This is a genomic window from Streptomyces sp. NPDC033178 (genome assembly GCF_055577685.1).
On record NZ_JBVIPT010000009.1, the window covers coordinates 174,843 to 195,994 of the forward strand.

General features: G+C 71.5%; 17 protein-coding genes and 1 tRNA gene. 8 read left to right on the plus strand and 10 right to left on the minus strand.

Translation table 11 applies throughout. From position 1 onward, the window contains the following. Nucleotides 1–43 precede the first annotated feature (43 nt). Nucleotides 44–721 carry a hypothetical protein gene (locus ACZ5VQ_RS23320; RefSeq protein WP_469106538.1) on the plus strand — a complete coding sequence of 226 codons (678 nt, stop codon included), beginning with the start codon at nt 44–46 and terminating at the stop codon, nt 719–721. A 97-nt stretch (nt 722–818) separates the two neighbouring features. Here the strand turns inward: ACZ5VQ_RS23320 and mshC are convergent, their stop codons facing one another. The 4 genes from mshC to ACZ5VQ_RS23340 form a co-directional block, all read right to left on the minus strand. Beyond that, nucleotides 819–2,048, minus strand: coding sequence for a cysteine--1-D-myo-inosityl 2-amino-2-deoxy-alpha-D-glucopyranoside ligase (mshC, locus tag ACZ5VQ_RS23325; protein ID WP_469106539.1), 1,230 nt, complete (start codon nt 2,046–2,048; stop codon nt 819–821). A 100-nt stretch (nt 2,049–2,148) separates the two neighbouring features. Then, nucleotides 2,149–2,964 (minus strand): SCO1664 family protein, encoded by an 816-nt coding sequence (locus ACZ5VQ_RS23330; protein ID WP_469106540.1) that lies wholly within the window; start codon nt 2,962–2,964, stop codon nt 2,149–2,151. Next, on the minus strand, nt 2,928–3,518 hold the full coding sequence (locus ACZ5VQ_RS23335; protein ID WP_055613325.1) for a DUF3090 domain-containing protein: 591 nt from the start codon (nt 3,516–3,518) through the stop codon (nt 2,928–2,930). The genes ACZ5VQ_RS23330 and ACZ5VQ_RS23335 overlap by 37 nt, the downstream gene beginning before the upstream one ends. Before the next feature lie 103 nt (nt 3,519–3,621). Next, the gene (locus ACZ5VQ_RS23340; protein WP_200399320.1) at nt 3,622–4,308 is read right to left on the minus strand and encodes a histidine phosphatase family protein; all 687 of its coding nucleotides are present in this window, start codon (nt 4,306–4,308) and stop codon (nt 3,622–3,624) included. Nucleotides 4,309–4,370: 62 nt separating this feature from the next. Between ACZ5VQ_RS23340 and corA the strand changes: the two genes are divergently transcribed. Beyond that, a complete protein-coding gene (gene corA, locus ACZ5VQ_RS23345; RefSeq protein WP_469106541.1) occupies nt 4,371–5,369 on the plus strand; it encodes a magnesium/cobalt transporter CorA in 999 nt (332 codons plus the stop codon). Between the two features lie 63 nt (nt 5,370–5,432). On the opposite strand, the gene ACZ5VQ_RS23350 is transcribed toward corA, so the two are convergent. Both ACZ5VQ_RS23350 and ACZ5VQ_RS23355 read right to left on the minus strand, forming a co-directional pair. Continuing rightward, nucleotides 5,433–6,221: a ferritin-like domain-containing protein gene (locus tag ACZ5VQ_RS23350; protein WP_469106542.1), complete on the minus strand. Its 789-nt coding sequence runs from the start codon at nt 6,219–6,221 to the stop codon at nt 5,433–5,435. A gap of 245 nt (nt 6,222–6,466) precedes the next feature. Beyond that, nucleotides 6,467–7,522 carry an LLM class F420-dependent oxidoreductase gene (locus ACZ5VQ_RS23355; RefSeq protein WP_055613322.1) on the minus strand — a complete coding sequence of 352 codons (1,056 nt, stop codon included), beginning with the start codon at nt 7,520–7,522 and terminating at the stop codon, nt 6,467–6,469. Between the two features lie 150 nt (nt 7,523–7,672). On the opposite strand from ACZ5VQ_RS23355, the gene ACZ5VQ_RS23360 reads away from it, so the two are divergent. Together ACZ5VQ_RS23360 and ACZ5VQ_RS23365 are read left to right on the plus strand one after the other, a co-directional pair. Beyond that, nucleotides 7,673–8,656, plus strand: coding sequence for an aldo/keto reductase (locus tag ACZ5VQ_RS23360; protein WP_362077680.1), 984 nt, complete (start codon nt 7,673–7,675; stop codon nt 8,654–8,656). Next, nucleotides 8,653–11,019 carry a helix-hairpin-helix domain-containing protein gene (locus tag ACZ5VQ_RS23365; protein WP_469106543.1) on the plus strand — a complete coding sequence of 789 codons (2,367 nt, stop codon included), beginning with the start codon at nt 8,653–8,655 and terminating at the stop codon, nt 11,017–11,019. The genes ACZ5VQ_RS23360 and ACZ5VQ_RS23365 overlap by 4 nt, the downstream gene beginning before the upstream one ends. Nucleotides 11,020–11,312: 293 nt before the next feature. Here ACZ5VQ_RS23365 and ACZ5VQ_RS23370 read toward each other — a convergent pair whose 3' ends face one another. Further along, on the minus strand, nt 11,313–12,023 hold the full coding sequence (locus tag ACZ5VQ_RS23370) for a hypothetical protein (protein ID WP_469106544.1): 711 nt from the start codon (nt 12,021–12,023) through the stop codon (nt 11,313–11,315). A 47-nt stretch (nt 12,024–12,070) separates the two neighbouring features. Here ACZ5VQ_RS23370 and ACZ5VQ_RS23375 point away from each other — a divergent pair, with 47 nt between their 5' ends. Next, entirely contained in the window at nt 12,071–12,259 is a 189-nt protein-coding gene (locus tag ACZ5VQ_RS23375) for a DUF5703 family protein (RefSeq protein WP_165340867.1), read from the plus strand. A 132-nt stretch (nt 12,260–12,391) separates the two neighbouring features. Here ACZ5VQ_RS23375 and ACZ5VQ_RS23380 read toward each other — a convergent pair whose 3' ends face one another. From ACZ5VQ_RS23380 to ACZ5VQ_RS23390, 3 genes are all read right to left on the minus strand, one after another. Further along, the gene (locus ACZ5VQ_RS23380) at nt 12,392–13,210 is read right to left on the minus strand and encodes a chaplin (RefSeq protein WP_469106545.1); all 819 of its coding nucleotides are present in this window, start codon (nt 13,208–13,210) and stop codon (nt 12,392–12,394) included. A gap of 208 nt (nt 13,211–13,418) precedes the next feature. After that, nucleotides 13,419–13,652, minus strand: a complete 234-nt coding sequence (gene chpH / locus ACZ5VQ_RS23385) for a chaplin ChpH (RefSeq protein WP_398895791.1) — start codon at nt 13,650–13,652, stop codon at nt 13,419–13,421. A gap of 181 nt (nt 13,653–13,833) precedes the next feature. Beyond that, nucleotides 13,834–15,213, minus strand: coding sequence for a M20/M25/M40 family metallo-hydrolase (locus ACZ5VQ_RS23390; RefSeq protein ID WP_469106546.1), 1,380 nt, complete (start codon nt 15,211–15,213; stop codon nt 13,834–13,836). A 167-nt stretch (nt 15,214–15,380) separates the two neighbouring features. On the opposite strand from ACZ5VQ_RS23390, the gene ACZ5VQ_RS23395 reads away from it, so the two are divergent. The 3 genes from ACZ5VQ_RS23395 to ACZ5VQ_RS23405 all read left to right on the plus strand — a co-directional run bounded on the left by ACZ5VQ_RS23395 (nt 15,381) and on the right by ACZ5VQ_RS23405 (nt 21,090). After that, nucleotides 15,381–15,465 (plus strand) — tRNA-Leu (locus ACZ5VQ_RS23395). Nucleotides 15,466–15,772: 307 nt separating this feature from the next. Then, nucleotides 15,773–19,648 (plus strand): Pls/PosA family non-ribosomal peptide synthetase, encoded by a 3,876-nt coding sequence (locus ACZ5VQ_RS23400; protein ID WP_469106547.1) that lies wholly within the window; start codon nt 15,773–15,775, stop codon nt 19,646–19,648. Next, a complete protein-coding gene (locus tag ACZ5VQ_RS23405) occupies nt 19,636–21,090 on the plus strand; it encodes a M1 family metallopeptidase (protein ID WP_469106548.1) in 1,455 nt (484 codons plus the stop codon). The genes ACZ5VQ_RS23400 and ACZ5VQ_RS23405 overlap by 13 nt, the downstream gene beginning before the upstream one ends. Nucleotides 21,091–21,152 lie beyond the last annotated feature (62 nt).

A 21,152-nucleotide genomic window follows, 5' to 3' on the forward strand; every position in this document is an offset into this window, starting at 1 on the left:
ACGACCAACCATCGCTCGACAATTGAGGGAAGGTGGCACCCGCATGAGCACCACCCCGCAGATGAGCCAACAGGGCCAGCAGCAGGGCCAACACCAGGGCCGGCAAGGTCAGCAGCAGGGCCCGAGCACGGCTCCCCCGCAGCAGGGGCAGGGCCAGCAGCAGGGCTACGGCCAGCAGATGCCGTTCGGGCAGCAGCAACAGCAGCCCTTCGGACAGCAGATGCAGCAGCCGTTCGGCCCGCAGGGCATGGGCCAGCAGCAGCCCTTCGGACAACAGGGGATCGGACAGCAGGGGATCGGTCAGCAGGGCATGGGCCAGCAGCAGATTCCCCAGCACCCGCAGTACCAGATTCCGCAGCACCTGCAGCAGCAGCTCCAGCAGCTCGGCCAGCAGCAGCCGTTCCAGCAGCTGCTTCACCAGCTCGGCGGGCAGCAGCAACAGCAGGGGCAGGAGCAGGGCCAGCCGTTGATCGTGCGCAGCGCGGTCGAGGCCGCGGCGCTGACGAGCGGTGTGGCCGAGCACTTCTGGGACGTCGTCACACCGCTGCCGGGCCAGCCGTCGATCCTCTACCTGTACATCAACCAGGACTGGCGTCCGCTGGTCAACCCGAACCAGGTGACGCACGACGAGGTCCAGGAGGCCTTCGCCTTCGGCCAACAGGTCATCGGGATCTACGACTCCACGAGCAACACGCTCCAGGCAGTCATCGTGAACAAGTAGGCCGTCATCGCGAACAAGAAGCACCCAGCAGCAAGACGGACGACCCACCGCACAGAGGGCGCCGGACGGGCAACGACCCGTCCGGCGCCCGGCGTTGCTAGAGGGCCACGCCCAACAGGGCGTCCACGGCACGGGAGACGACGCCGGGGGCGCCCTCGTCCGTACCGCCCTTCTCGGCCTGGAGCACGGCCCAGCGGTCGACGGCCGCGAGTGCGGCCGGCGCGTCCAGGTCGTTCGCGAGGGCCTCGCGGATCTCCTCGACGACTGCCTCGGCGGACGGGCCGTCGGGCCGCGAAACGGCGGCCCGCCAGCGGTCGAGGCGCGCGAGGGCGTCCTGGAGCACCTGGTCGGTCCACTCCCAGTCGGCCCGGTAGTGGTGCGAGAGCAGGGCGAGCCGGATGGCCGCCGGGTCGACCCCGTCCCGGCGGAGCGTCGACACGAAGACGAGATTGCCCTTGGACTTGGACATCTTCTCGCCGTCGAGCGCGACCATGCCGGCGTGCACGTACGCCTTGGCCATCGGGAACTCGCCGGTCAGCGCCTGCGCGTGGGAGGCGCCCATCTCGTGGTGCGGGAAGGCGAGGTCGGAGCCGCCGCCCTGCACGTCGAAGCCCATACCCAGGTGGTCGAGGGCGATCGCGACGCACTCGATGTGCCAGCCGGGCCGGCCCTGCCCGAGCGAGGCGCCGTCCCAGCTGGGCTCGCCCTCGCGGGCGGCCATCCACAGCATCGGGTCGAGGGGGTTCTTCTTGCCCGGACGGTCCGGGTCGCCGCCGCGCTCGGCGGACAGCAGCCGCATCGCCGCCGCGTCCAGGTTCGACACCCGGCCGAAGTGCGGGTCGGACTCGACGGAGAAGTAGACGTCCCCTTCGAGCTCGTACGCCGCACCCGCGTCCCGCAGCCGCTCGACCAGCGGGACGATGCCGGGTATGGCCTCGACGGCGCCGATGTAGTGCTTCGGGGGCAGCATCCGCAGGGCGGTCATGTCCTCGCGGAAGAGGGTCGTCTCCTTCTCGGCGAGGGAGACCCAGTCGACGTTGTCCCGTGCGGCGCGCTCCAGCAGCGGATCGTCGACGTCCGTCACGTTCTGGACGTAGTGAACCTGCCGCTTGGTGTCGAGCCACACGCGCTGAACGAGGTCGAACGCGTTGTAGGTCGCCGCGTGACCCAGATGGGTCGCGTCGTACGGAGTGATGCCGCAGACGTAGATACGGGCGACGGGACCGGGGTCGAGGGTCACAGGACCACCGGTCGCGGTGTCGTGGATCCGGAGGTCGCGGCCCTTGCCGGGCAGGGCAGGGACGTCGGAAGCGGGCCAGGCATGCATGTCTTGAGCCTAACCGGACGGATGTTCCGTATACGAACCGGACCAGGCCAGATGGCCGGGAAGGCCTTCTTGCGTACGGAACCGCGGTGTGCGCCCTCGGCTAGACGGGCGGCCACGGGATCGCGGGCCACTCCCCCGAGGGCTCCGGATGCCGCCCGGAGGTGAGCAGGCCGGCCACACGCGCGCGCGTGGCGTCCAGTTCGGCCGCGGTGATCAGTTCCCCCAGACGCACGCCCAGCGTCCCGTCCAGGGCACCCCTGAGCCGCTCCAGGACCTCTACGGCCTCGGGGGTGAGCTTCTCCCCCGCCCAGCCCCACAGCAGCGTCCGCAGCTTGTTCTCGGCGTTGAAGGTGACCCCGTGGTCGATCCCGAACAGCCGGCCCTCGGGCGCGGGCAGCAGATGCCCGCCCTTGCGGTCACCGTTGTTGATCACCACGTCGAGCACGGCAAGCCTGCGCAGCCGCTCGTCGTCGGCGTGCACGAGCAGCGCGGTGCGCCCCTCGCCGACCTCGGCGAATCCGACGGCCTTCCAGCCTTCACCGGGCTCCTCGCCGTCGACCAGCGCGAGCAGCTCCGCGCCCTCGGACACCGGGTCGATCCACAGCTGGCACATGCCCTCGCCGTACGGCCCGTCGCGCAGGATCGTGGTCGGGACGAGCCCCCAGCCGGTCACCTCGGACACCTCGTAGGCGGCGACCTCCCGTTGGGCGAGGTTCCCGTCGGGGAAGTCCCACAGCGGGCGCTCGCCGGCGACCGGCTTGTAGACGCAGGAAGCTTTCCGTCCCTCGTACGTCACGTCGCACAGCAGCACCGCGTTGGAGGCCTCACGGATGCGTCCGCGCACGGAAAGCTCACCCTCGGCGAGCAGCTCGGCCGTGGTCACGCTTCGCGGCGGTATCCGTTCTGGCGCGGACATACGTGTCCTTCCGGGTCTAGCGGGAGACTGCACAGCGGACAGGGCGGCCGGCCTGCGTTCACGACGTCGAGGGCGCGCTTGGCGAAGGCACGGGCCTGGGCGCCGGTGAGGCGGACCCGCAGCATCGGCGGACCGTTCTCCTCGTCCTGCAGGAGCCTTTCCTCGGCCTCGGCGAGGTCCTCCTCCGAATCGGCGTCCAGCTCGACGAGCGCCTGGGCCTCGACGATCATGCGCTGCTCGTCACCGTCCCAGGCCAGCGCCATGGTGCCGACCCGGAACTCCTCCTCGACGGGGGCTTCGAGCGGGGCGGTGTCGGAGACCTCCGTCGGGGCCATCGCCGGGACGGGAGCGCTGCCCCCGGTACGGCGTACGACCTCGTCGAGAAGCTCGTCCATCCGTTCGGCGAGCGCCGCGACCTGCGTCTTCTCCAGGGCCACACTGGTCACCCTGGGTCCTGAGGAGGCCTGCAGGAAGAAGGTACGGCGCCCTGGCAGCCCGACCGTGCCGGCCACGAAACGGTCCGGCGGGTCGTAGAGGAACACCTGACGGGACACGTCCTGTCTCCATTGGATCGATCGACTGCTTCTGCCGTCGACTGCGTCTGCTGCTGACAACTGCTGCGCTTCTTCGACCGCTTCACCCTACTGCGGCCGACGATCACGGTGCGCCCGCACCGCCCCCGACCGTGGCGTCACCGGCCGGGGGTTCCTCGCGCGGCGCGAGCGACGTGAAATCGCCGGTGTCGCCGAGGCGAACGAGAAACGGCCGCAGTCGTGTGTAACGGATCGCGGTGATGGAACACGGTTCTACGGAGATCCGTTGGAAGAGGTCCAGATGAAGACCGAGGGCGTCCGCGACAAGAGACTTGATGATGTCGCCGTGCGAGCACATGAGGTATACCGCGTCACCGCCGTGATCGCGCTCCACGCGCGCGTTCCATTCCCGTACCGCCTCGGCGGCCCGCGTCTGCATGGCGCGCATCGACTCGCCGCCCGGGAAGGCGGCGGCGGAGGGGTGCGACTGCACGACCTCCATCAGCGGCTCGCCGGACAGTTCGGCGAGCTTGCGCCCGGACCAGTCGCCGTAGTGGGCCTCCCCGATCCGGTCGTCGGAGTGGACCCGCAGTTCGGGCCGGGCGTCGAGGAGCGGCCGAATCGTTTCCTGGCAGCGTTGCAGGGGGCTGCTGACGACCTCGGCGATCGGCAGTTCGGCGAGGCGCCCGGGCAGCGCGGCGGCCTGCGCGGCCCCTCGCTCGTCGAGGGCCACGCCGGGCGTCCACCCGGCGAGCAGTCCCGCGGTGTTGGCGGTGGAACGTCCGTGCCGGACGAGGATCAAGGTGGGCATGCGGCCCAGCCTAGGCCGCGGCCCGAGTGCGCCGGGTCCCAGGCGACGGGAGAATACGCTCCGTGATCGTCGACTGCGCCATCTATCGCGACGGGCACCGGACGGAGGGCCCCGAAGACCTCTCGGACGCCCTGGACGCCGCTCGTGCCTCGGGAAACGCGTTCGTGTGGATCGGGCTGTACGAGCCGACCGAGCGGGAGTTCGATCTCGTCACCGAGGAGTTCGGGCTGCATCCGCTGGCGGTCGAGGACGCCCTGAAAGCGCACCAGCGGCCCAAGCTGGAGGTGTACGACGACTCCCTGTTCGTGGTACTGAAGCCGGTCACGTACGAGCCGGACAGCGACGCCGTCTCCTCCGGGGAGCTCATGATCTTCCTGGGCGACTCCTTCGTGGTGACCGTGCGGCACGGCGAGGGCTCGCCGCTCAAGGCCGTACGACGCCGTCTGGAGCAGGACCCGGACATGATGCGTCTCGGCCCGACGGCGGTGCTCTACTCGATCGCCGACGACACCGTCGACCACTATCTGGAGGTGGCGACCGAGCTGCAGACCGACCTGGAGGAGGTCGAGGCGGAGGTGTTCTCGCCGAACGACGGCGGCTCCCGGTACACCGCGTCGCGGATCTACACCTTCAAGCGGCAGATCCTGGAGTTCCGCAGGGCCACCGGGCCGCTGGCCGTGCCGCTGAGCCGCCTCGCGGGATCGGGTGTCTCCGGCCCGGGGGTGCCGTTCGTCCACACCAAGGCGCAGCCCTTCTTCCGTGACGTCAGCGACCATCTGACCCGGGTGAACGAGTCCGTGGAGGGCCTGGACCGGCTGGTCTCGGACGTCCTGTCGGCGCATCTGGCGCAGATGAGCGTGCGGCAGAACGACGACATGCGGAAGATCTCCGCGTGGGCGGCCATGGCCGCGGTCCCCACGATGATCGCGGGGATCTACGGCATGAACTTCGACCACATGCCGGAGCTGCACTGGGTGTGGGCCTATCCGGCGGTCATCCTGCTGATGGCCGTGCTCGAAGTGCTCCTGTTCCGGCTCTTCAAGCGGCGCGGCTGGCTGTAGTCGCGCTGTCGGGCTCCACGCGCGCGTGCCGCGTACGAGGCAGCACGCGCGCGTGGGCCACGCTCACGCGAACTCGGGAGCCGTCGAGGCCGGGCCTCCCAGGGCGTCGCGGCGCTCGGGCATGGTCAACGAGACCATGCGCCGCCAGCCGAAGAACCGCTCGTACAGGTACATGGCGTGGATGCCTGCGGCCAGCACCGCCGCCTTGGGCTTCGACCAGCCGAGAATGCGCCCCATGTGGGCCATCACGGCGAGGCTGACGTCCCGGTAGATGCCGATCTCGGCGAGCGCGCACTCGCGCAGGGTCCGCTGGATGGTCCGGCCGTGGCCCGCGGCCGCGAAGCGCAGCAGTTCCTCGTGGCAGTACGCGAGGTGGTTGTCCTCGTCGTTGGAGATCAGGCGCACGGCCTTGCCGATCTCCGGATGGTCCCCGAAGTCCTTGCGCAGCATGACCATCTGGTCCGCGGCGCGCTGCTCGGTGACCCTGCTGTGGGAGAGGTAGGTGACGATGTCCTGCACGGTGAGCGGCTCGTCGCGCTTGAGCTTGTCGTGGGCGAGGCCGATGCCGTGCTTCTCCAGGAGCATCGTGTAGTCGGTCTCGGGCGGGACCTCCACGGGTGTGACGCCCCGCTTCTTCATCAGCGCGTTGAAGATCCGCCCGTGCTTGTCCTCGTCGGCGCCGTGCCGGGTGATCTTGGGTGCAAGGGCGCGTTCGCTCTCCGGGACGAGGGCCGCGATCCGCGCGTTCTCCCAGCCTCCCTGGGTCTCCCCGCTGGCGGCGATGGAACAGAAGAGCCGGAACGACTCGTCGTTGTCGACGATCTCCTGGAAAAGACTCTTGGCCGAAAGCATGTGTGCCACCTCCATGCGAGCTCCCGCCTCTGTGCGGGACTCCGCAAAGAACGAGTCAAATGGGCAGCCAGGGGTGCGGCAACACCTGTGTCGGACAATTCCGCCGAACGGTGGACGCGAGGGGTATGAGAGGCGCGTAACCGAGCGGGCCGTGGCGCGTTGTTCTCCGTGACGGCCGTGGCGGGGAAGACCCCCCGAGCCCCCACCACGGCCGCTGAACCTCTCCCGTCCCGCCGCGGGCGGTGTTATGCGAGTCCGGCCCGCTCCAGGGCGTCGGTCCCGGCCCGGAGCGAGGCGATCCGGTCGTCCAGCGTGAAGCCCGCGGGGGCCAGCGTCAGCGTGGTGACCCCGGCGGCCGCGTAGGCCTTCATGCGGTCCGCGATGCGGTCCACGGAGCCGAGCAGCGTGGTCTGGTCGATGAGCTGCTGCGGAATGGCGGCGGCCGCGCCCTCCTTGTCGCCGGCCAGGTACTTGTCCTGGATCTCGGCCGCTTCCTTCTCGTAGCCCATGCGCTGGGCGAGTTGGTTGTAGAAGTTCTGCTTGCGGCTGCCCATGCCGCCCACGTAGAGCGCGGTGTACGGGCGGAACATGTCGGCCAGGGCCGGTACGTCCTTGTCCTCGCCCAGTGCCAGCGGCAGCGTCGGGCAGACGTCGAAGCCGTCCATGGTCAGCCCGGCCTTCTCGCGGCCCGCGCGCAGGTGCTTGATCGCGGTGTCCTCCAGGTGGTCGGCGGACGGGAAGATCAGCAGGGCGCCGTCGGCGATCTCGCCGGTCTGCTCCAGGTTCTTCGGGCCGATCGCGGCGATGTAGAGCGGGATGTGCTCGCGCTCCGGGTGCACGGTCAGCTTCAGCGGCTTGCCCGGGCCGCCCGGCAGCGGGAGGGTCCAGTGCGTGCCCTCGTACGACAGGCGCTCGCGGGTCATGGCCTTGCGGATGATCTCGACGTACTCGCGGGTGCGGGCCAGCGGCTTGTCGAACTTGACGCCGTACCAGCCCTCGGAGACCTGCGGTCCGGAGACGCCGAGGCCCAGGCGGAAGCGGCCGCCGGAGAGCGAGTCGAGGGTGGCGGCCGTCATCGCCGTCATCGCGGGCTGGCGGGCCGGGATCTGGAAGATGGCCGAGCCGACGTCGATGCGCTCGGTCTGGGCGGCGACCCAGGTGAGCACGGTGGCCGCGTCCGATCCGTACGCCTCGGCGGCCCAGCAGACCGCGTAGCCCAGCCGGTCGGCCTCCTTGGCCACGGCGAGGTTGTCCGCGTCCATTCCGGCACCCCAGTAGCCGAGGTTGATCCCGAGCTGCATGGCCGATTCCCCTTACTGATCAGTAACGTCCCTTGTGCGGCACCCTAGCGCGCCGCTGGGCCCAGTGGCAGGGAACGGGTTGGGGATCATGTGATCCCGGTTGTCCACAGGGCCCCACACACCGACTTCTGGCCAGTAATCTCAGCCCACATGGAGCAGAGGCATCTCGGCCGTACCGGCCTTCGCGTGTCCCGCATCGGACTCGGCACCCTCACCTGGGGCAGGGACACCGACGAGCACGACGCCGCGGACCTGTTGAAGGGGTTCTGGGAAGCGGGCGGGACCCTCGTCGACACGGCCGACGTGTACGGGGACGGGGAGGCCGAGTACCTCCTCGGGCAGCTCATGGAGGGTCTGGTGCCGCGCCGGGATCTGGTGATCTCGACGAAGGCGGGGAGCGTGCCGGATCCGGACCGGCGCTTCGACGGTTCGCGGGGGCACCTGCTGTCCGCGCTCGACGCCTCACTGGCCCGGCTCGGCACGGACTACGTGGACCTGTGGCAGATCCACGCCTTCGACCCCGAGGCGCCGCTGGAGGAGACCCTGCAGGCTCTCGACATCGCTGTCAGCAGCGGCCGCGCGCGCTATGCCGGGGTCTCCAACTTCTGCGGCTGGCAGCTCGCCAAGGCGGCCACCTGGCAGCTCGCGGCGCCCGGGACACGCACGCGGCTGGCCAGCACGCAGATGGAGTACTCGCTGCTGCAGCGCGGTGTCGAGCGCGAGGTGCTGCCCGCGGCGCTGGACCTGGGCATCGGTCTGCTGCCGTCCTCTCCCCTGGGCCGGGGTGTGCTGACGGGCAAGTACCGGCACTCGACGCCGGCGGACTCGCGGGGTGCGTCGGACCAGCTGGCGCCGTTCGTCGCGCCGTACCTGGACGACGCGGCGAGCCGCATCGTGGACGCGGTGGCGACGGCCGCGGACGGCCTCGCGGTGACCCCGCTCCAGGTGGCCCTCGCCTGGGTCCGCGACCGGCCCGGCGTGGCCGCCCCGATCATAGGCGCGCGCAACGCGCTGCAGCTCACGGCCGCGTTGTCAGTGGAGACCCTTAGTCTTCCTGACGAGATCTGCCGAGCGCTCGACGATGTGTCAGCGCCCGTGCACCACTATCCCGATCACGACTGGAGCACGCTGTGACCACGGATCCCGCTGCCGCGGAGGAAACCGAGCCGGTGACCGGCCCGGAGCCCGGGGGGCCCGGGGCCGGGCCGGGGGCCGACGACGGGGGTTCCGCGGAGGTAAGCCACGTGCCTGCCGGCCCCGGCGACGAAGCCGCCGCAGACGCGGCGGACGCAACGGACGCAACGGACGCAGACAGCGGTGACGGCGGGCCGCCGGAGTCGGGAGGTCCCGCCGCGGACGGCGGTTCCGGCGACGGCACCGCCGCCGACACCGCGGCCCAGTTGTCCGAGGCCGAGGCCGAGTTGGCCGCGCAGCGGGAGTTGCGGGAGCGGATCGAGCGGCGGAAGGCGGAGAAGGAGGGGCCGGTCCAGGCCGGGGCGCGCCTGAGCGGCAAGGCCGCCGATCTGCTCGCCGCCGTACGGGCGGTGGAGAGCGGGGAGAAGCCCCCGGCGAGCGTCTTCACCGAGCCGGAGCCCGCGCCGCGCAGGTCCGCGCCGGAGCCGGTGCGGCAGCCGCAGGCCATGCCCTCCGCCGCACCCGCGCCGGTGGCCTCCGAGGCCGTCGACACCGTTCGGGCCGTGCTCGTCGAGGGCGGCGCCCCGGAAGCGTTGGCCGCACAGGTCGCCGCGGTCCTCGGCGAGGAGGCCGACACGCAACTTCGCGAGGACCCCTGGCAGTTGCTGCGCGTGACCGGGGTCAGGCCCGAGCAGGCCGACGGGTTCGCCCGGGCACTGCTCGGCGCGGAGTGCGGTCCCGACGACGAGCGGCGGGGCCGGGCGGTCACGGTATGGCTCCTGGAGCAGGCGGCCCTCGCCGGGCACACGGCCCTGGAGGCGCAGGCGCTCCACGCGGCGCTCGCCCAGCGCTCGGTGCCGGATCCCGATGCCGCCGTGCAGAGCACCCTCGCCGAGGGCGACGCCCTGATCTTCCAGGACGCGCTGGACGAGCCCGGCGCGCCGCCGGCTCCCGTGCCCTCCGCGGACGAGGGCGAAGAGGGCGAGGCGGAGCGTCCGGTCCGCGTCCTCATCGGTCTTGAGCGGTACGCGCTCGCCGAGGAGAGCCTCGCCGACGGTCTCGCCCGGGTGGTCAACTCACTGCCCAAGGGGGACGGTTCGGCCGCGGACTGGGAGTCGGCAGCGACCGGCTCCGCCGCCGAGCTGATCCGCGCGGTCGCGGGCCACGGCCTCGTCCTGCACACCGGCGGCGAGGCGTCCCGCGCGGAACCGGCGGCCCTGGCCGCCGTCGCCCGGTCCCTCGGCCTGCGGGTGTGCACCGCCGCCCACACCCCGGACGGCCGCCACCGCTTCGCCGCGCTGCTCGCCACCGCGGAGGGAGCGCGAGGCGCGACCGCACCGGACGGGCGACAGGACAGCACGGCCGGGTCACCCGGCGGTGCCGGACCGCACGAGGCCGCGACCACCGAGGCCGTGACCACCGTCGCCGGACTGCTCTCCGGGGCCGAGGGCCCGGGACGGGACACGGACGGCATGCTGCGGACCGACCTCCTGATCGTGCTCGACGCGCCACAGCTCGACGTGGAGAGCGCGGCGATGCTCGCGGAGTCGCTGCCCGACGGGGCCCGGCTCGTGCTGAGCGGGGATCCCGGGGTGCTGTGGTCGGCGGGCCCCGGCCGGGTCTTCGCGGATCTGCTCGCCGCGCGCGCGTGCCCGCAGGTCGCCTCGCGGACCCCCGACCCCGGCCCCGTCGGCGAGCTCGTCTCGGGCATCGGCATCGGCGAGCTCAACCAGGTGGCGGCCCCCGGCAAGGAAGTCGTGATCGTCCCGGTGCGCGACGCCGGAGAGGCGGTCCACCGGACCGTGCAGCTGATCGCGGACTCGGTGCCGCGGGCCATCGGGATCCCAACCGAGCAGACCCAGGTGATCACCCCGGGCCACGGCGGCGCGGCGGGCACCCGCGCGCTCAACACCGCGCTGAAGGAGCGGCTCAACCCCGGCCCCGGCCGCTTCGGCGGCTTCGACCCGGGTGACCGGATCGCGTACTCCCCCGCGCCGGGGCGCACGGTCCCGGGCCATGTGGTGAAGGCCGACGCCGACGGGCTGCACCTGGAGTGCGCGGGCGCCCCCGTCGTCATACCGAAGGAGCGGGTGGAGCAGGCCGTGCGGCACGGCTGGGCGCTCACCGCGCACCAGGCGGTCGGCGCCCGATGGCCCGCCGCGGTCGTGGTCCTGCCCGGGGACGCCGCCCAGGCGCTCACCCGGCCCTGGATCTACACCGCCTTCGGCCGCGCCGAGCAGCACCTCTCCGTGGTCCACGGCGTGGATCAGGCACTGCCGCGCGCGGTGGCCGAGGCCGCCGCGAAGCCGCGTACCACCCGACTGCCGGCCCTGCTCAGGACCCAGGTCCCGGCCGCCGGCTGACTCCCGCCCCGGGCCCACAGGTCCGGGGCCCCAGCCTCGAACCCGACCTCCGCGCCCCGGCCACCGCGCGGTAGCCGAGGTCACCGCCAAGCCACCTACGACCCAGCTGCCGGCCCTACTCAACGCCCAGATCCCAGCCGCCGGCTGACGCACGCCCCGGGCCCACAGGTCCGGGGCACCAGCCTCGAACCCGACCTCCGAGTCCCGGACACGCCGGTGGCGGTCACCGGGCTCCCCGCCCGGCGACCGCCACCGTAAGGACTGGCGTGAACCGGTATTGACCGACGTGAGCCTCAGCGGTCCGCGTCGAGCGGCTCCAGGTCCTCGTCCTCGTCCTCGTCGAGCTCCGGCTCGACGGCGTCCTCGATGTCGTCGTCGAGGTCGGCCCCGGTCTCCTCGTCGAAGACCGCGCTGACGTCGAAGCGGCACACCACCTGATGCGGATCGGCGTGGTCGAACGGCGCCTCCAGCCACTCGCCCGGCTCGGCGGGTTCGTCCGCGGCGGTGACCCACAGCGTGGAGTCGGCCTCCTCCAGACCGAACTCCTTGTGCCGGGAGGCGATCTCGTCGGGCTCGAACTCGCCGAAGAGGACGCCCAGGGCCCCGTGCACGGTCCCCGAAGCGGCGTCGAAGCCCGCGGCCGCGGCCCCGGACTCCTCCACGGCCTCCACCCGCTGCGCCTGCGCCAGCAGCCGCTGCGGCTCGACCACCGTGTAGTCCCGGCGGATCAGCACGCTCAGCGCGTTGGGCTCCTCCGGCCCGGTGTACGGCAGCGCGTCCTCGGTGCCGGGGATCTCGAAGGGAGTGACCTCGTCATAGCGGTCGTAGAGGAGCTCGTCGTACTCCTCGGCGGCCGCGGCCAGCTCGTTGAACGCCTCGTAGACGGCCGGGTCGTCCTCACCCGTCCTGCGCTCGACCGCCGCCAGGTGACGGTCGAGCGCGGCCTTGACCGCCTCGGCGGCGGCGCGTACCTCGGCAGCGGTGGGCTGCGCAGCATCAGACATAGTGCAGACGCTATCCGTACACGGCCTCCACACGCACAATAGATGCGATGCCGGAATACGAATTTGTCGACGTGTACGTGCCGCGCGGGGTCTCCCGCAAGGAAGCGACACGACTGCTGACGGACCATGCCGAGTACGGACACTGGGAGTTGGACCGCCTCAGCCTCCACCCGGACGGCAGCCGCAGGGTGCGGTTGCGCCGGCGGATCATCCGCCAGGTGCGTGCCACGTGGTGACGAGGGACGGCTGAAACGGAGCGGGCCCCGCGCGTGCGGGGCCCGCTCCGTCGACCCCAGCGGGGGCGTGTTCATCTACCCCTGGGGGCTTTTGTGCTGCCATGACACCGTTTGCCGTGTCATGGCGTCGTTTCACGCGGAGGCGCGTGCCTTGCGGTAGAGCACGGCGCCCATCAGCAGCGCGCCCGCACCCACCGGCAGCGCGAGGCCGAGCGGCAGCTCGCTGCCAGTCTGCGCCAGCTGCTCGGAGCCCTTGGGCTGCGAGACGGCCTGGGCGCCCGGGTCGTTCGGGTTCGAGGAGCCCAGGTCCACGCCACCGGGCCGACCCGGTCCGTCGTGGCCACCAGGTCCACCGGGCTGACCCGGGTCACCAGGGTTGCCCGGGTCCCCGGGCTGTCCCGGCTTACCGGGCTCCCCCGGCTTGCCCGGCTGCCCCGGGTCCCCGGGATCCCCCGGCTGACCGGGCTTGCCCGGAGGGTTGGGCTCTCCGTAACCGGGCGGCGTCGACCCGTGCCCGCCGCCGGTGTTCGCGCAGTCGTTGCCCGTGGCCGCGTTGCCGACACCACCGACGGAGACGCTGTTGCCGCAGACGTTGACCGGCACGTCGACCGGAACCTGGACGTGATTGCCCGAGCCCACGCCGGGTGAGTTACTCATGTGCCCCCCGGCGTGCGATCCGCCGCCGGAGTGGTGGTGGCCGGAGCCGCCGCCCTTGTTGGCGCACTTGTTGCCCACCGCCGGGTTGAGCACCCCGACCACGTTCACGGTGTTGCCGCAGACGTTGACCGGCGCGTGCACCGGCGCCTGCACCGAGTTGCCCGAGAGCACGCCCGGGGAGTCCGAGGCGCTGCCGTGCGCCCCCGAGTCGGCCTGCGCGTAACCGCCGGTGGCGGCGAGGACGCCGGTCGCGGCCGCCACCGTCATCAGGCCGTTGCGGGTGACCTGTCGCATAGCTTTTCCCTGCCTTGTGATCCTTGTAAGCCGTGGGGCTTCAGGAACGCGCACGCGCCGGGATGCGCGGGCGCGGAATTGCGGAATGCTGAACACGGAATGTCGGCGGCCCCGGAGCGCATGGCGTGCGCTCCGGGGCCGCGGACTCAGACCCTCATGGGTTTTCAGGCCTTCATGGGGTGCAGGCCCTCATGAGGTGAGCACAACGTCAGACGTTGGTGCAGGTGTTGCCGAAGGCAGGGTTCAGCAGCCCGATCACGGAGACCGTGTTGCCGCAGACGTTCACCGGCACGTGGATGGGCGCCTGGACGACGTTGCCCGAGAGCACACCGGGAGAGTGCACGGCAGCACCCTGAGCACCGGCGTCGGCAGCCGCGATACCCGCACCGGCGAGAACGATGCCACCAGTGGCAGCAGCAGCGGCGACGATCTTCTTGATCATTATTCCTCCTTGTTGGCAATGCGATCCCAGCCGCGGATCGCATCACCTGTAACGAGGAGGGAGTAATAGGGCTACGAGCTTATGAGCCCATTCACTCTTCTCAGTCGACTCCGTACGCGCTGGCGATTATTGGAGTGTCGTTTCAGCGGGTTAATTCAGGACGCTTCGAAGAAGCGGGGGTTCAGGACGCCTCGATGAAGCGGTCCAGGACCCGCACTCCGAACTTGAGGGCGTCGACCGGGACCCGCTCGTCGACACCGTGGAACATGCCGGCGAAGTCCAGCTCCGGCGGCAGCTTCAGCGGGGCGAAGCCGAAGCAGCGGATGCCGAGATCGTCGAAGGACTTGGCGTCGGTGCCGGCGGAGAGCATGTACGGGACGGCCCGGGCGATCGGGTCCTCGGCGGACAGCGCGGTCTGCATGGCGTCCACGAGAGCCCCGTCGAAGGTGGTCTCCAGCGCCTTGTCGGCGTGCACGTCCTCGCGCTTCACGTTCGGGCCGAGGATCCGGTCCAGGTCGGCGAGGAACTCCTCCTCGTAGCCCGGCAGATAGCGGGCGTCGACGTGCGCGGTCGCCTGGCCCGGGATCACGTTCACCTTGTAACCGGCGCCCAGCTGGGTCGGGTTGGCGGTGTTCTGGAGCGAGGCGCCGATGAGCTTGGCGATACCGCCGAGCTTGGCGAGCGTCGCGTCCATGTTCTCCGGGTCGAGCTCGGTGCCCAGCGCGTCGCCGAGTTCGTCGAGGAAGTGCCGCAGCGTCTTCGTCACGCGCACCGGGAACCTGTGCCGGCCGAGCCGTCCGACGGCCTCGGACAGTTCGGTGATCGCGTTGTCCCGGTGGATCATCGAACCGTGTCCGGCGGTGCCGTCCACGGTCAGCTTCATCCAGTGCATGCCCTTCTGGGCGGTCTCGACGAGATACAGCCGCAGCTTCTCGTTGACCGTGAAGGAGAACCCGCCGACCTCGCCGATCGCCTCGGTCACGCCCTCGAAGAGGTCCGGGTGCTTGGTGACGAGGTGCTTGGCGCCGAACTTGCCGCCCGCCTCCTCGTCCGCCAGGAAGGCCAGCACGAGGTCCCGGGGCGGTTTGCGGCCGCTGCGCACCCGGTCGCGGACGACCGCGAGGGTCATCGCGTCCATGTCCTTCATGTCGACCGCCCCGCGGCCCCACACACAGCCGTCGGCGATCTCGCCGGAGAACGGGTGGTGCGTCCAGTCCGCCGCATTGGCCGGTACGACGTCGGTGTGGCCGTGAATGAGCAGCCCGGGCCGCGAGCGGTCCTCCCCCTCGATCCTGACCACCGTGGAGGCGCGGCCCTGGTGCGACTCGAAGATCTGCGGTTCGAGTCCCACCTCGGCGAGCTTCTCCGCGACGTACTCGGCGGCCTTGCGCTCACCCGGGCCCGAGTGGTCGCCGTAGTTGCTGGTGTCGATCTGGATCAGCTCGCGGCAGAGGTCGACGACCTCGTCCTCACCCGTGACGCTCCTGCTCGTGTCCGGCTCACTCACGCTGCTTCCTCCCACGCTGCCTGCCGGCGGTGTTCCCGTCGGCGGTGTCTCCATCCTCCCTCTCCGACCCTGCCCACCCCAAGGGCGGACCAGGCCCGTCACACGTCGTTCACGCCCGCCGACCGGTCACCGGAGGGCCGTCGCCCCGTGATCGGGGGCCCTCGAAAGCCTGGTAATGTTTCCTCCGTCGCCGCGAGGGAAACCCGCGCGACAGGCACCTTGTCCGGGTGGCGGAATGGCAGACGCGCTAGCTTGAGGTGCTAGTGCCCTTTATCGGGCGTGGGGGTTCAAGTCCCCCCTCGGACACATCAGATGAGTGAGGGCCGCGACCAACTGGTCGCGGCCCTCACTCATTGTCTACGCCCCCTGGCTCAACGGTGTTACGGCCATGTGTGGGGCAGATCTCGTCAGGATGACAGACCCCCACGTCAGAGCGGTGGAGCAGGCGCCCTCCAGCCCCTCCAGGGGCCTCCTCACGTGGCTGAGCCGCAGGTCGGGGGCTAGCGTCGTACTAAAATTACACGCTTGTTTGGAGCTGACCGGAATATCCCCAGGCATACCTGCGGGCCCGCCGGCTCCCCCGGACGTTCCGGGAACCACACGTGAGGACCCGATGGCAGCCCTCGAACAAGGACCCGCACTCGCGCTGTTCGACGAAGAGGTGCGCGCGGAGTTCGGCGACCCGGCCCGCTTCACCGCCGCTTCCGCCGCCTCACCCCGCACCCTCGTCGACATCCTCGACGCGTCCGTACGGGCCTACCCCGACGAGCCCGCGCTGGACGACGGTCACCGCTGCCTCAGCTACCGCGCCCTGGCCGTCGAGGTCGAGGCCCTGAGGCGGCGGCTGAGCGCCGCCGGGGTGGGCCTCGGGGACCGCGTGGGCGTCCGGGTCCCGTCGGGGACCAACGAGCTGTACGTGGCGATCCTGGCCGTCCTCGCGGCGGGCGCCGCCTACGTGCCGGTGGACGCCGAGGACCCGGACGAGCGGGCCGAGCTGGTCTTCGGCGAGGCCGGGGTGCGGGCCGTCGTCGGCGCCGGGCACGAGCTGACCGTCGACGGGCGCAGCGAGACGCCTGCCGCGCGGCCCGGTGTCGAGCACGACGCCTGGATCATCTTCACCTCCGGTTCGACCGGGAAGCCCAAGGGCGTGGCCGTCAGTCACCGCAGCGCCGCCGCCTTCGTGGACGCCGAGGCCGAGCTGTTCCTGACCGACGACCCGATCGGCCCGGGTGACAGGGTCATGGCGGGCCTGTCCGTCGCCTTCGACGCGTCCTGCGAGGAGATGTGGCTGGCCTGGCGCTACGGCGCCTGTCTGGTGCCCGTGCCGCGCTCCCAGGTGCGCAGTGGCGCCGACCTGGGGTCCTGGCTGGTCGAGCAGGAGATCACCGTCGTCTCCACCGTGCCGACGCTGGCCTCTCTGTGGGAGCCGGAGGCGCTCAACGAGGTCCGGCTGCTGATCTTCGGCGGTGAGGCCTGCCCGCCCGAGCTGGTGCAGCGGCTGGTCACCGAGGGCCGCGAGGTCTGGAACACGTACGGGCCGACCGAGGCAACCGTCGTCGCCTGCGCCTCCCTGATGACCGGCGAGGAGCCGATCCGTATCGGGCTGCCGCTCAACGGCTGGGAGCTGGCCGTCGTCGACGAGTCCGGCGAGCCGGTGCCCATGGGCGGCAGCGGTCAGCTCGTGATCGGCGGAGTGGGCCTGGCCCGCTATCTCGACCCCGAGAAGGACGCCGAGAAGTACGCCCCGCTGGAGTCGCTCGGCTGGGAGCGCGCCTACCGCAGCGGTGACCTCGTCAGGGCCGAGCCGGAGGGGCTGGTCTTCCTCGGGCGGGCCGACGAGCAGATCAAGCTCGGCGGGCGCCGCATCGAACTCGGCGAGGTGGACGCCGCACTCCAGGCGCTGCCCGGTGTCGCGGGTGCCGCGGCCGCGGTCCGGACCGCCCGCAGCGGCAACCAGCTGCTCGTCGGCTATGTGGTCACCCAGGACGGCTGGGACCACGCGACGGCCGTCGAGAAGCTGCGCGCCGGGCTGCCCGCCGCCCTGGTCCCGCTGCTCGCGCCGGTCGCCGACCTGCCGACCCGCACCTCGGGCAAGGTCGACCGGAACGCCCTCCCGTGGCCCCTGGAGGGCCTGGAGACCGGCGGACCCACCGAGCAGCTGTACGGCACCGAGGCATGGCTCGCCGAGCAGTGGAGCGAGGTGCTCGGCATCCCGGTCGGTTCGGCGCGGGACGACTTCTTCGCGATCGGCGGCAGCAGTCTCGCCGCCGCCCAGCTCACCACCCGGCTGCGCACCCGCTACCCCAGCGCCGCCGTCGTCGACATCTACCAGCAGCCCGTGCTGCGCAAGCTGGCCCGGCATCTGGAGAAGTCCGCTCAAAGTGACGGGGCCACCCGCGAGATCGCGCCGGTGCCCCTGCGCGCCAAGGTCGTTCAACTGCTGGTGCTCGTCCCGCTGTTCACGCTGCTCGGGCTGCGCTGGACCGTGGCGCTGGCCGCGCTGGGCAACGTACTGCACTGGTTCGGTCCGTATCCGTGGGTGCCGACCGCCTCGTGGTGGGTCGTCGCGGCGGGGGCCGGGCTGCTCTTCAGTCCGCCGGGGCGGCTGGCGATCGCGGCCGGCGGTGCGCGGCTGCTGCTGCGGGGTCTGAAGCCCGGGCGGTATCCGCGGGGCGGGAGCGTGCATCTGCGGCTGTGGACGGCCGAGCGGCTGGCCGAGTTCAGCGGGGCGACCTCGCTGACGGGGTCGTGGCTGGAGCGGTACGCACGTGCGCTCGGCGCCAAGATCGGGCCCGACGTGGATCTGCACTCGCTGCCGCCGGTGACCGGCATGCTCAAGCTCGGCCGGGGTGCCGCCGTGGAGTCCGAGGTGGACCTGTCGGGGCACTGGCTGGACGGCGACCGGCTGGAGATCGGCCCGGTCAAGGTCGGCGCGCACGCCGTGGTCGGCACCCGCAGCATCCTCTTCCCGGGCGCCCGGGTGGGCAAGCGGTCCGAGGTGGCCCCCGGTTCGGCCGTGGCCGGACACATCCCCACGAGTCAGCGGTGGGCGGGAGCTCCCGCGGCCAAGCTCGGCAAGGCCAAGCGGGACTGGCCCAAGGAGCGCCCGCAGAAGGGCACGTACTGGCGCGTGATGTACGGCGCGACCGGCTTCGCGCTCTCCGCGTTGCCGCTGGTCGCGGGTCTGGCCGCGCTGCTCGTGGCGAGCGTCTTCGTCTCGCCCCAGGCCGGGCTCGGCGAGGCGCTGCGGGGTGCCGCGGTCGCACTGGTGCCGGCGACGCTGGCCTTCGGTCTCACGTACGCGCTGATTCTGCTGGTCAACGTGCGGCTGCTCAGTCTCGGGCTGCGGCCCGGTACGCATCCGACGCACAGCAGGATCGGCTGGCAGGCCTGGACGGTCACGCAGCTGATGGACCGCTCCCGCGAGACGCTGTTCCCGCTGTACGCCGGGCTGGCCACGCCGGTGTGGCTGCGGCTGCTTGGCATGCGGATCGGCCGGGGTGCCGAGGTGTCGACGGTGCTCGCGCTGCCGAGCCTGACGACGGTCGGCGAGGGCGCGTTCCTGGCCGACGACACACTGACCGCGCCGTACGAGCTCGGCGGCGGCTGGATGCGGATCGGGCGGGCGGAGATCGGGCGCCGCGCCTTCCTCGGGAACTCCGGGATGACCGCGCCGGGCCGTTCCGTGCCGGACGGCGGTCTGGTCGGGGTGCTGTCCGCGACGCCGAAGAAGGCCAAGAAGGGCAGCTCCTACCTGGGGCTGCCGCCGGTCAAGCTGCCCCGCTCGACGCAGGGCGGCGACCAGAGCCGTACGTACGATCCTCCGGCGCGGCTGCTGTGGGCGCGCGGTCTGGTCGAGCTGTGCCGGATCGTGCCCGTCTTCTGCTCGGCCGCGCTGGCCGTGCTGACGGTGGCGGCGCTGAGCGCGCTCGGGGCCTGGGCCTGGGCGCTCGCCGGGATCGTGCTGCTGGGCGCCGGGGCCGCCGCCGGGCTGCTGTCCGTGGTCGCCAAGTGGGTGCTCGTGGGGCGGCACCGCACCGGTGAGCACCCGCTGTGGAGCGGTTTCGTGTGGCGCAACGAGCTGGCCGACACCTTCGTCGAGGTCGTCGCCGTGCCGTGGTTGGCCGGGTCCGTGCCGGGTACTCCCGTCATGAACCTGTGGCTCCGCGGCCTCGGCGCCCATATCGGCAAGGGCGTCTGGGTGGAGAGCTACTGGCTGCCCGAGACGGACCTGGTGACGCTTCAGGACGCGGCGACCGTGAACCGCGGCTGTGTGCTGCAGACCCACCTCTTCCACGACCGGATCTTGCGGACGGATACTGTGGTCCTCCGTGAGGGCGCCACCCTGGGCCCGGGCGGAATCATTCTGCCCGGCAGCACCGTCGGGGCGCGCAGCACACTGGGACCCGCGTCCCTCGTCATGGCGGCGGAATCCGTTCCCGACGACACCCGTTGGCTGGGCAACCCGATCGAGGCATGGCGTCCCTAGGCGCGGCCCGTACGGCGCCCGGGGAGGGAACACCGGCACGCCGTACGAGCACAGCGCAGGGAGCGGACACTTCAGTGGTTCAGCAGACAGTGGGAGCGGATCCGTACTTCCCGGCGAACGGTGATCCCCGTTACCGGGTGCATCGGTACGAACTCGCCCTGGACTACCGTCCGGGACCCAACCGGCTGTCCGGCACCGCGCGCCTGAACGCCATAGCGGGGCGGTCACCGGTCGCCGAATTCCAGCTGAACCTGGCCGACTTCAGGATCGGCCGGGTCAGGGTCGACGGGCGGGCGACGCACTACACGCACCGCGGCGGCAGGCTGCGGATCCGCCCGCCGAAGCCGATCCGGGCCGGCGCCGCGTTCACCGTGGAGGTGCACTGGTCGGGCAACCCCAAGCCGGTGCGCAGCCCCTGGGGCGGGCTCGGCTGGGAGGAGCTGGAGGACGGGGCTCTGGTGGCCAGCCAGCCGGTCGGGGCGCCGTCCTGGTACCCCTGCAACGACCGCCCGGCCGACAAGGCCTCGTACCAGATCTCGATCACCACGCCCTCGGCGTACTCGGTGGTGGCGGGCGGCCGGCTGCTGACCCGTACGACCAAGGCGTCCACGACGACGTGGGTGTACGAGCAGTCGGCGCCCACGTCCAGCTATCTGGTCGGGCTGTCCGTCGGGAAGTACCAGACCGTGCTGCTCGGCGATCCGGGTCTCGGCGGTGTCCCGCAGGCCGGGCACATCCCGGCGCACCTGCTGACGGAGTTCTCCCGGGACTTCGCGCGGCAGCCCTCGATGATGCAGCTGTTCGAGGAGCTCTTCGGCCCGTACCCGTTCGGCGAGTACGCGGTGGTCGTCACCGAGGAGGAGCTGGACGTCCCGGTGGAGGCGCAGGGGCTCTCCCTGTTCGGTGCCAACCACGTGGACGGGGCGCGCAGTTCGGAGCGGCTGGTGGCGCACGAGCTGGCCCACCAGTGGTTCGGCAACAGTGTGAGCATCGCCGACTGGCGGCACATCTGGCTGAACGAGGGGTTCGCGAAGTACGCGGAGTGGCTGTGGTCGGAGCGGTCCGGCGGGCGCGACGCCCAGGCACTCGCGCGCCTCGCGCACCGCAAGCTGTCCGCGCTGCCGCAGGACCTGAGGCTGTCCGACCCGGGCCGCAAGCTGATGTTCGACGACCGGCTCTACGAGCGCGGCGGGCTGCTGCTGCACGCGGTGCGGTGCGCGCTGGGGGACGACGCGTTCTTCCGGATGCTGCGGGGGTGGGTGTCGGTGCACCGGGGTGGCACGGTCACCACGGCGGCGTTCACGACGCATGTGGCTCGGTTTGCGACCGAGCCGTTGGACGACCTGTTCCGGTCCTGGCTGCATGAGACGGCGCTGCCGCCGTTGCCGTCCCGGTCTGCGGCGATTCCGGCTCGGCCGCCGTATCCGCCCAGCGGAGCGTGAGCACTTCGCCGGGGTCGTACGACGGCCGCAGGTCGGATGTGGCTGGTCGCGCCCGCGCGGCG

What these genes read in the sequence shown, in the direction of transcription:
- ACZ5VQ_RS23405 (WP_469106548.1), top strand. Translation starts at nt 19,636, where the DNA reads ATGGCGTCCCTAGGCGCGGCCCGTACGGCGCCCGGGGAGGGAACACCG.
- ACZ5VQ_RS23375 (WP_165340867.1), top strand. Translation starts at nt 12,071, where the DNA reads ATGCCGGAATACGAATTTGTCGACGTGTACGTGCCGCGCGGGGTCTCC.
- ACZ5VQ_RS23380 (WP_469106545.1), bottom strand. Translation starts at nt 13,210, where the DNA reads ATGCGACAGGTCACCCGCAACGGCCTGATGACGGTGGCGGCCGCGACC.
- ACZ5VQ_RS23355 (WP_055613322.1), bottom strand. Translation starts at nt 7,522, where the DNA reads ATGCAGCTCGGGATCAACCTCGGCTACTGGGGTGCCGGAATGGACGCG.
- chpH (WP_398895791.1), bottom strand. Translation starts at nt 13,652, where the DNA reads ATGATCAAGAAGATCGTCGCCGCTGCTGCTGCCACTGGTGGCATCGTT.
- ACZ5VQ_RS23320 (WP_469106538.1), top strand. Translation starts at nt 44, where the DNA reads ATGAGCACCACCCCGCAGATGAGCCAACAGGGCCAGCAGCAGGGCCAA.
- ACZ5VQ_RS23340 (WP_200399320.1), bottom strand. Translation starts at nt 4,308, where the DNA reads ATGCCCACCTTGATCCTCGTCCGGCACGGACGTTCCACCGCCAACACC.
- ACZ5VQ_RS23350 (WP_469106542.1), bottom strand. Translation starts at nt 6,221, where the DNA reads ATGCTTTCGGCCAAGAGTCTTTTCCAGGAGATCGTCGACAACGACGAG.
- ACZ5VQ_RS23330 (WP_469106540.1), bottom strand. Translation starts at nt 2,964, where the DNA reads ATGTCCGCGCCAGAACGGATACCGCCGCGAAGCGTGACCACGGCCGAG.
- ACZ5VQ_RS23370 (WP_469106544.1), bottom strand. Translation starts at nt 12,023, where the DNA reads ATGTCTGATGCTGCGCAGCCCACCGCTGCCGAGGTACGCGCCGCCGCC.
- ACZ5VQ_RS23390 (WP_469106546.1), bottom strand. Translation starts at nt 15,213, where the DNA reads ATGGAGACACCGCCGACGGGAACACCGCCGGCAGGCAGCGTGGGAGGA.
- ACZ5VQ_RS23360 (WP_362077680.1), top strand. Translation starts at nt 7,673, where the DNA reads ATGGAGCAGAGGCATCTCGGCCGTACCGGCCTTCGCGTGTCCCGCATC.
- mshC (WP_469106539.1), bottom strand. Translation starts at nt 2,048, where the DNA reads ATGCATGCCTGGCCCGCTTCCGACGTCCCTGCCCTGCCCGGCAAGGGC.
- ACZ5VQ_RS23400 (WP_469106547.1), top strand. Translation starts at nt 15,773, where the DNA reads ATGGCAGCCCTCGAACAAGGACCCGCACTCGCGCTGTTCGACGAAGAG.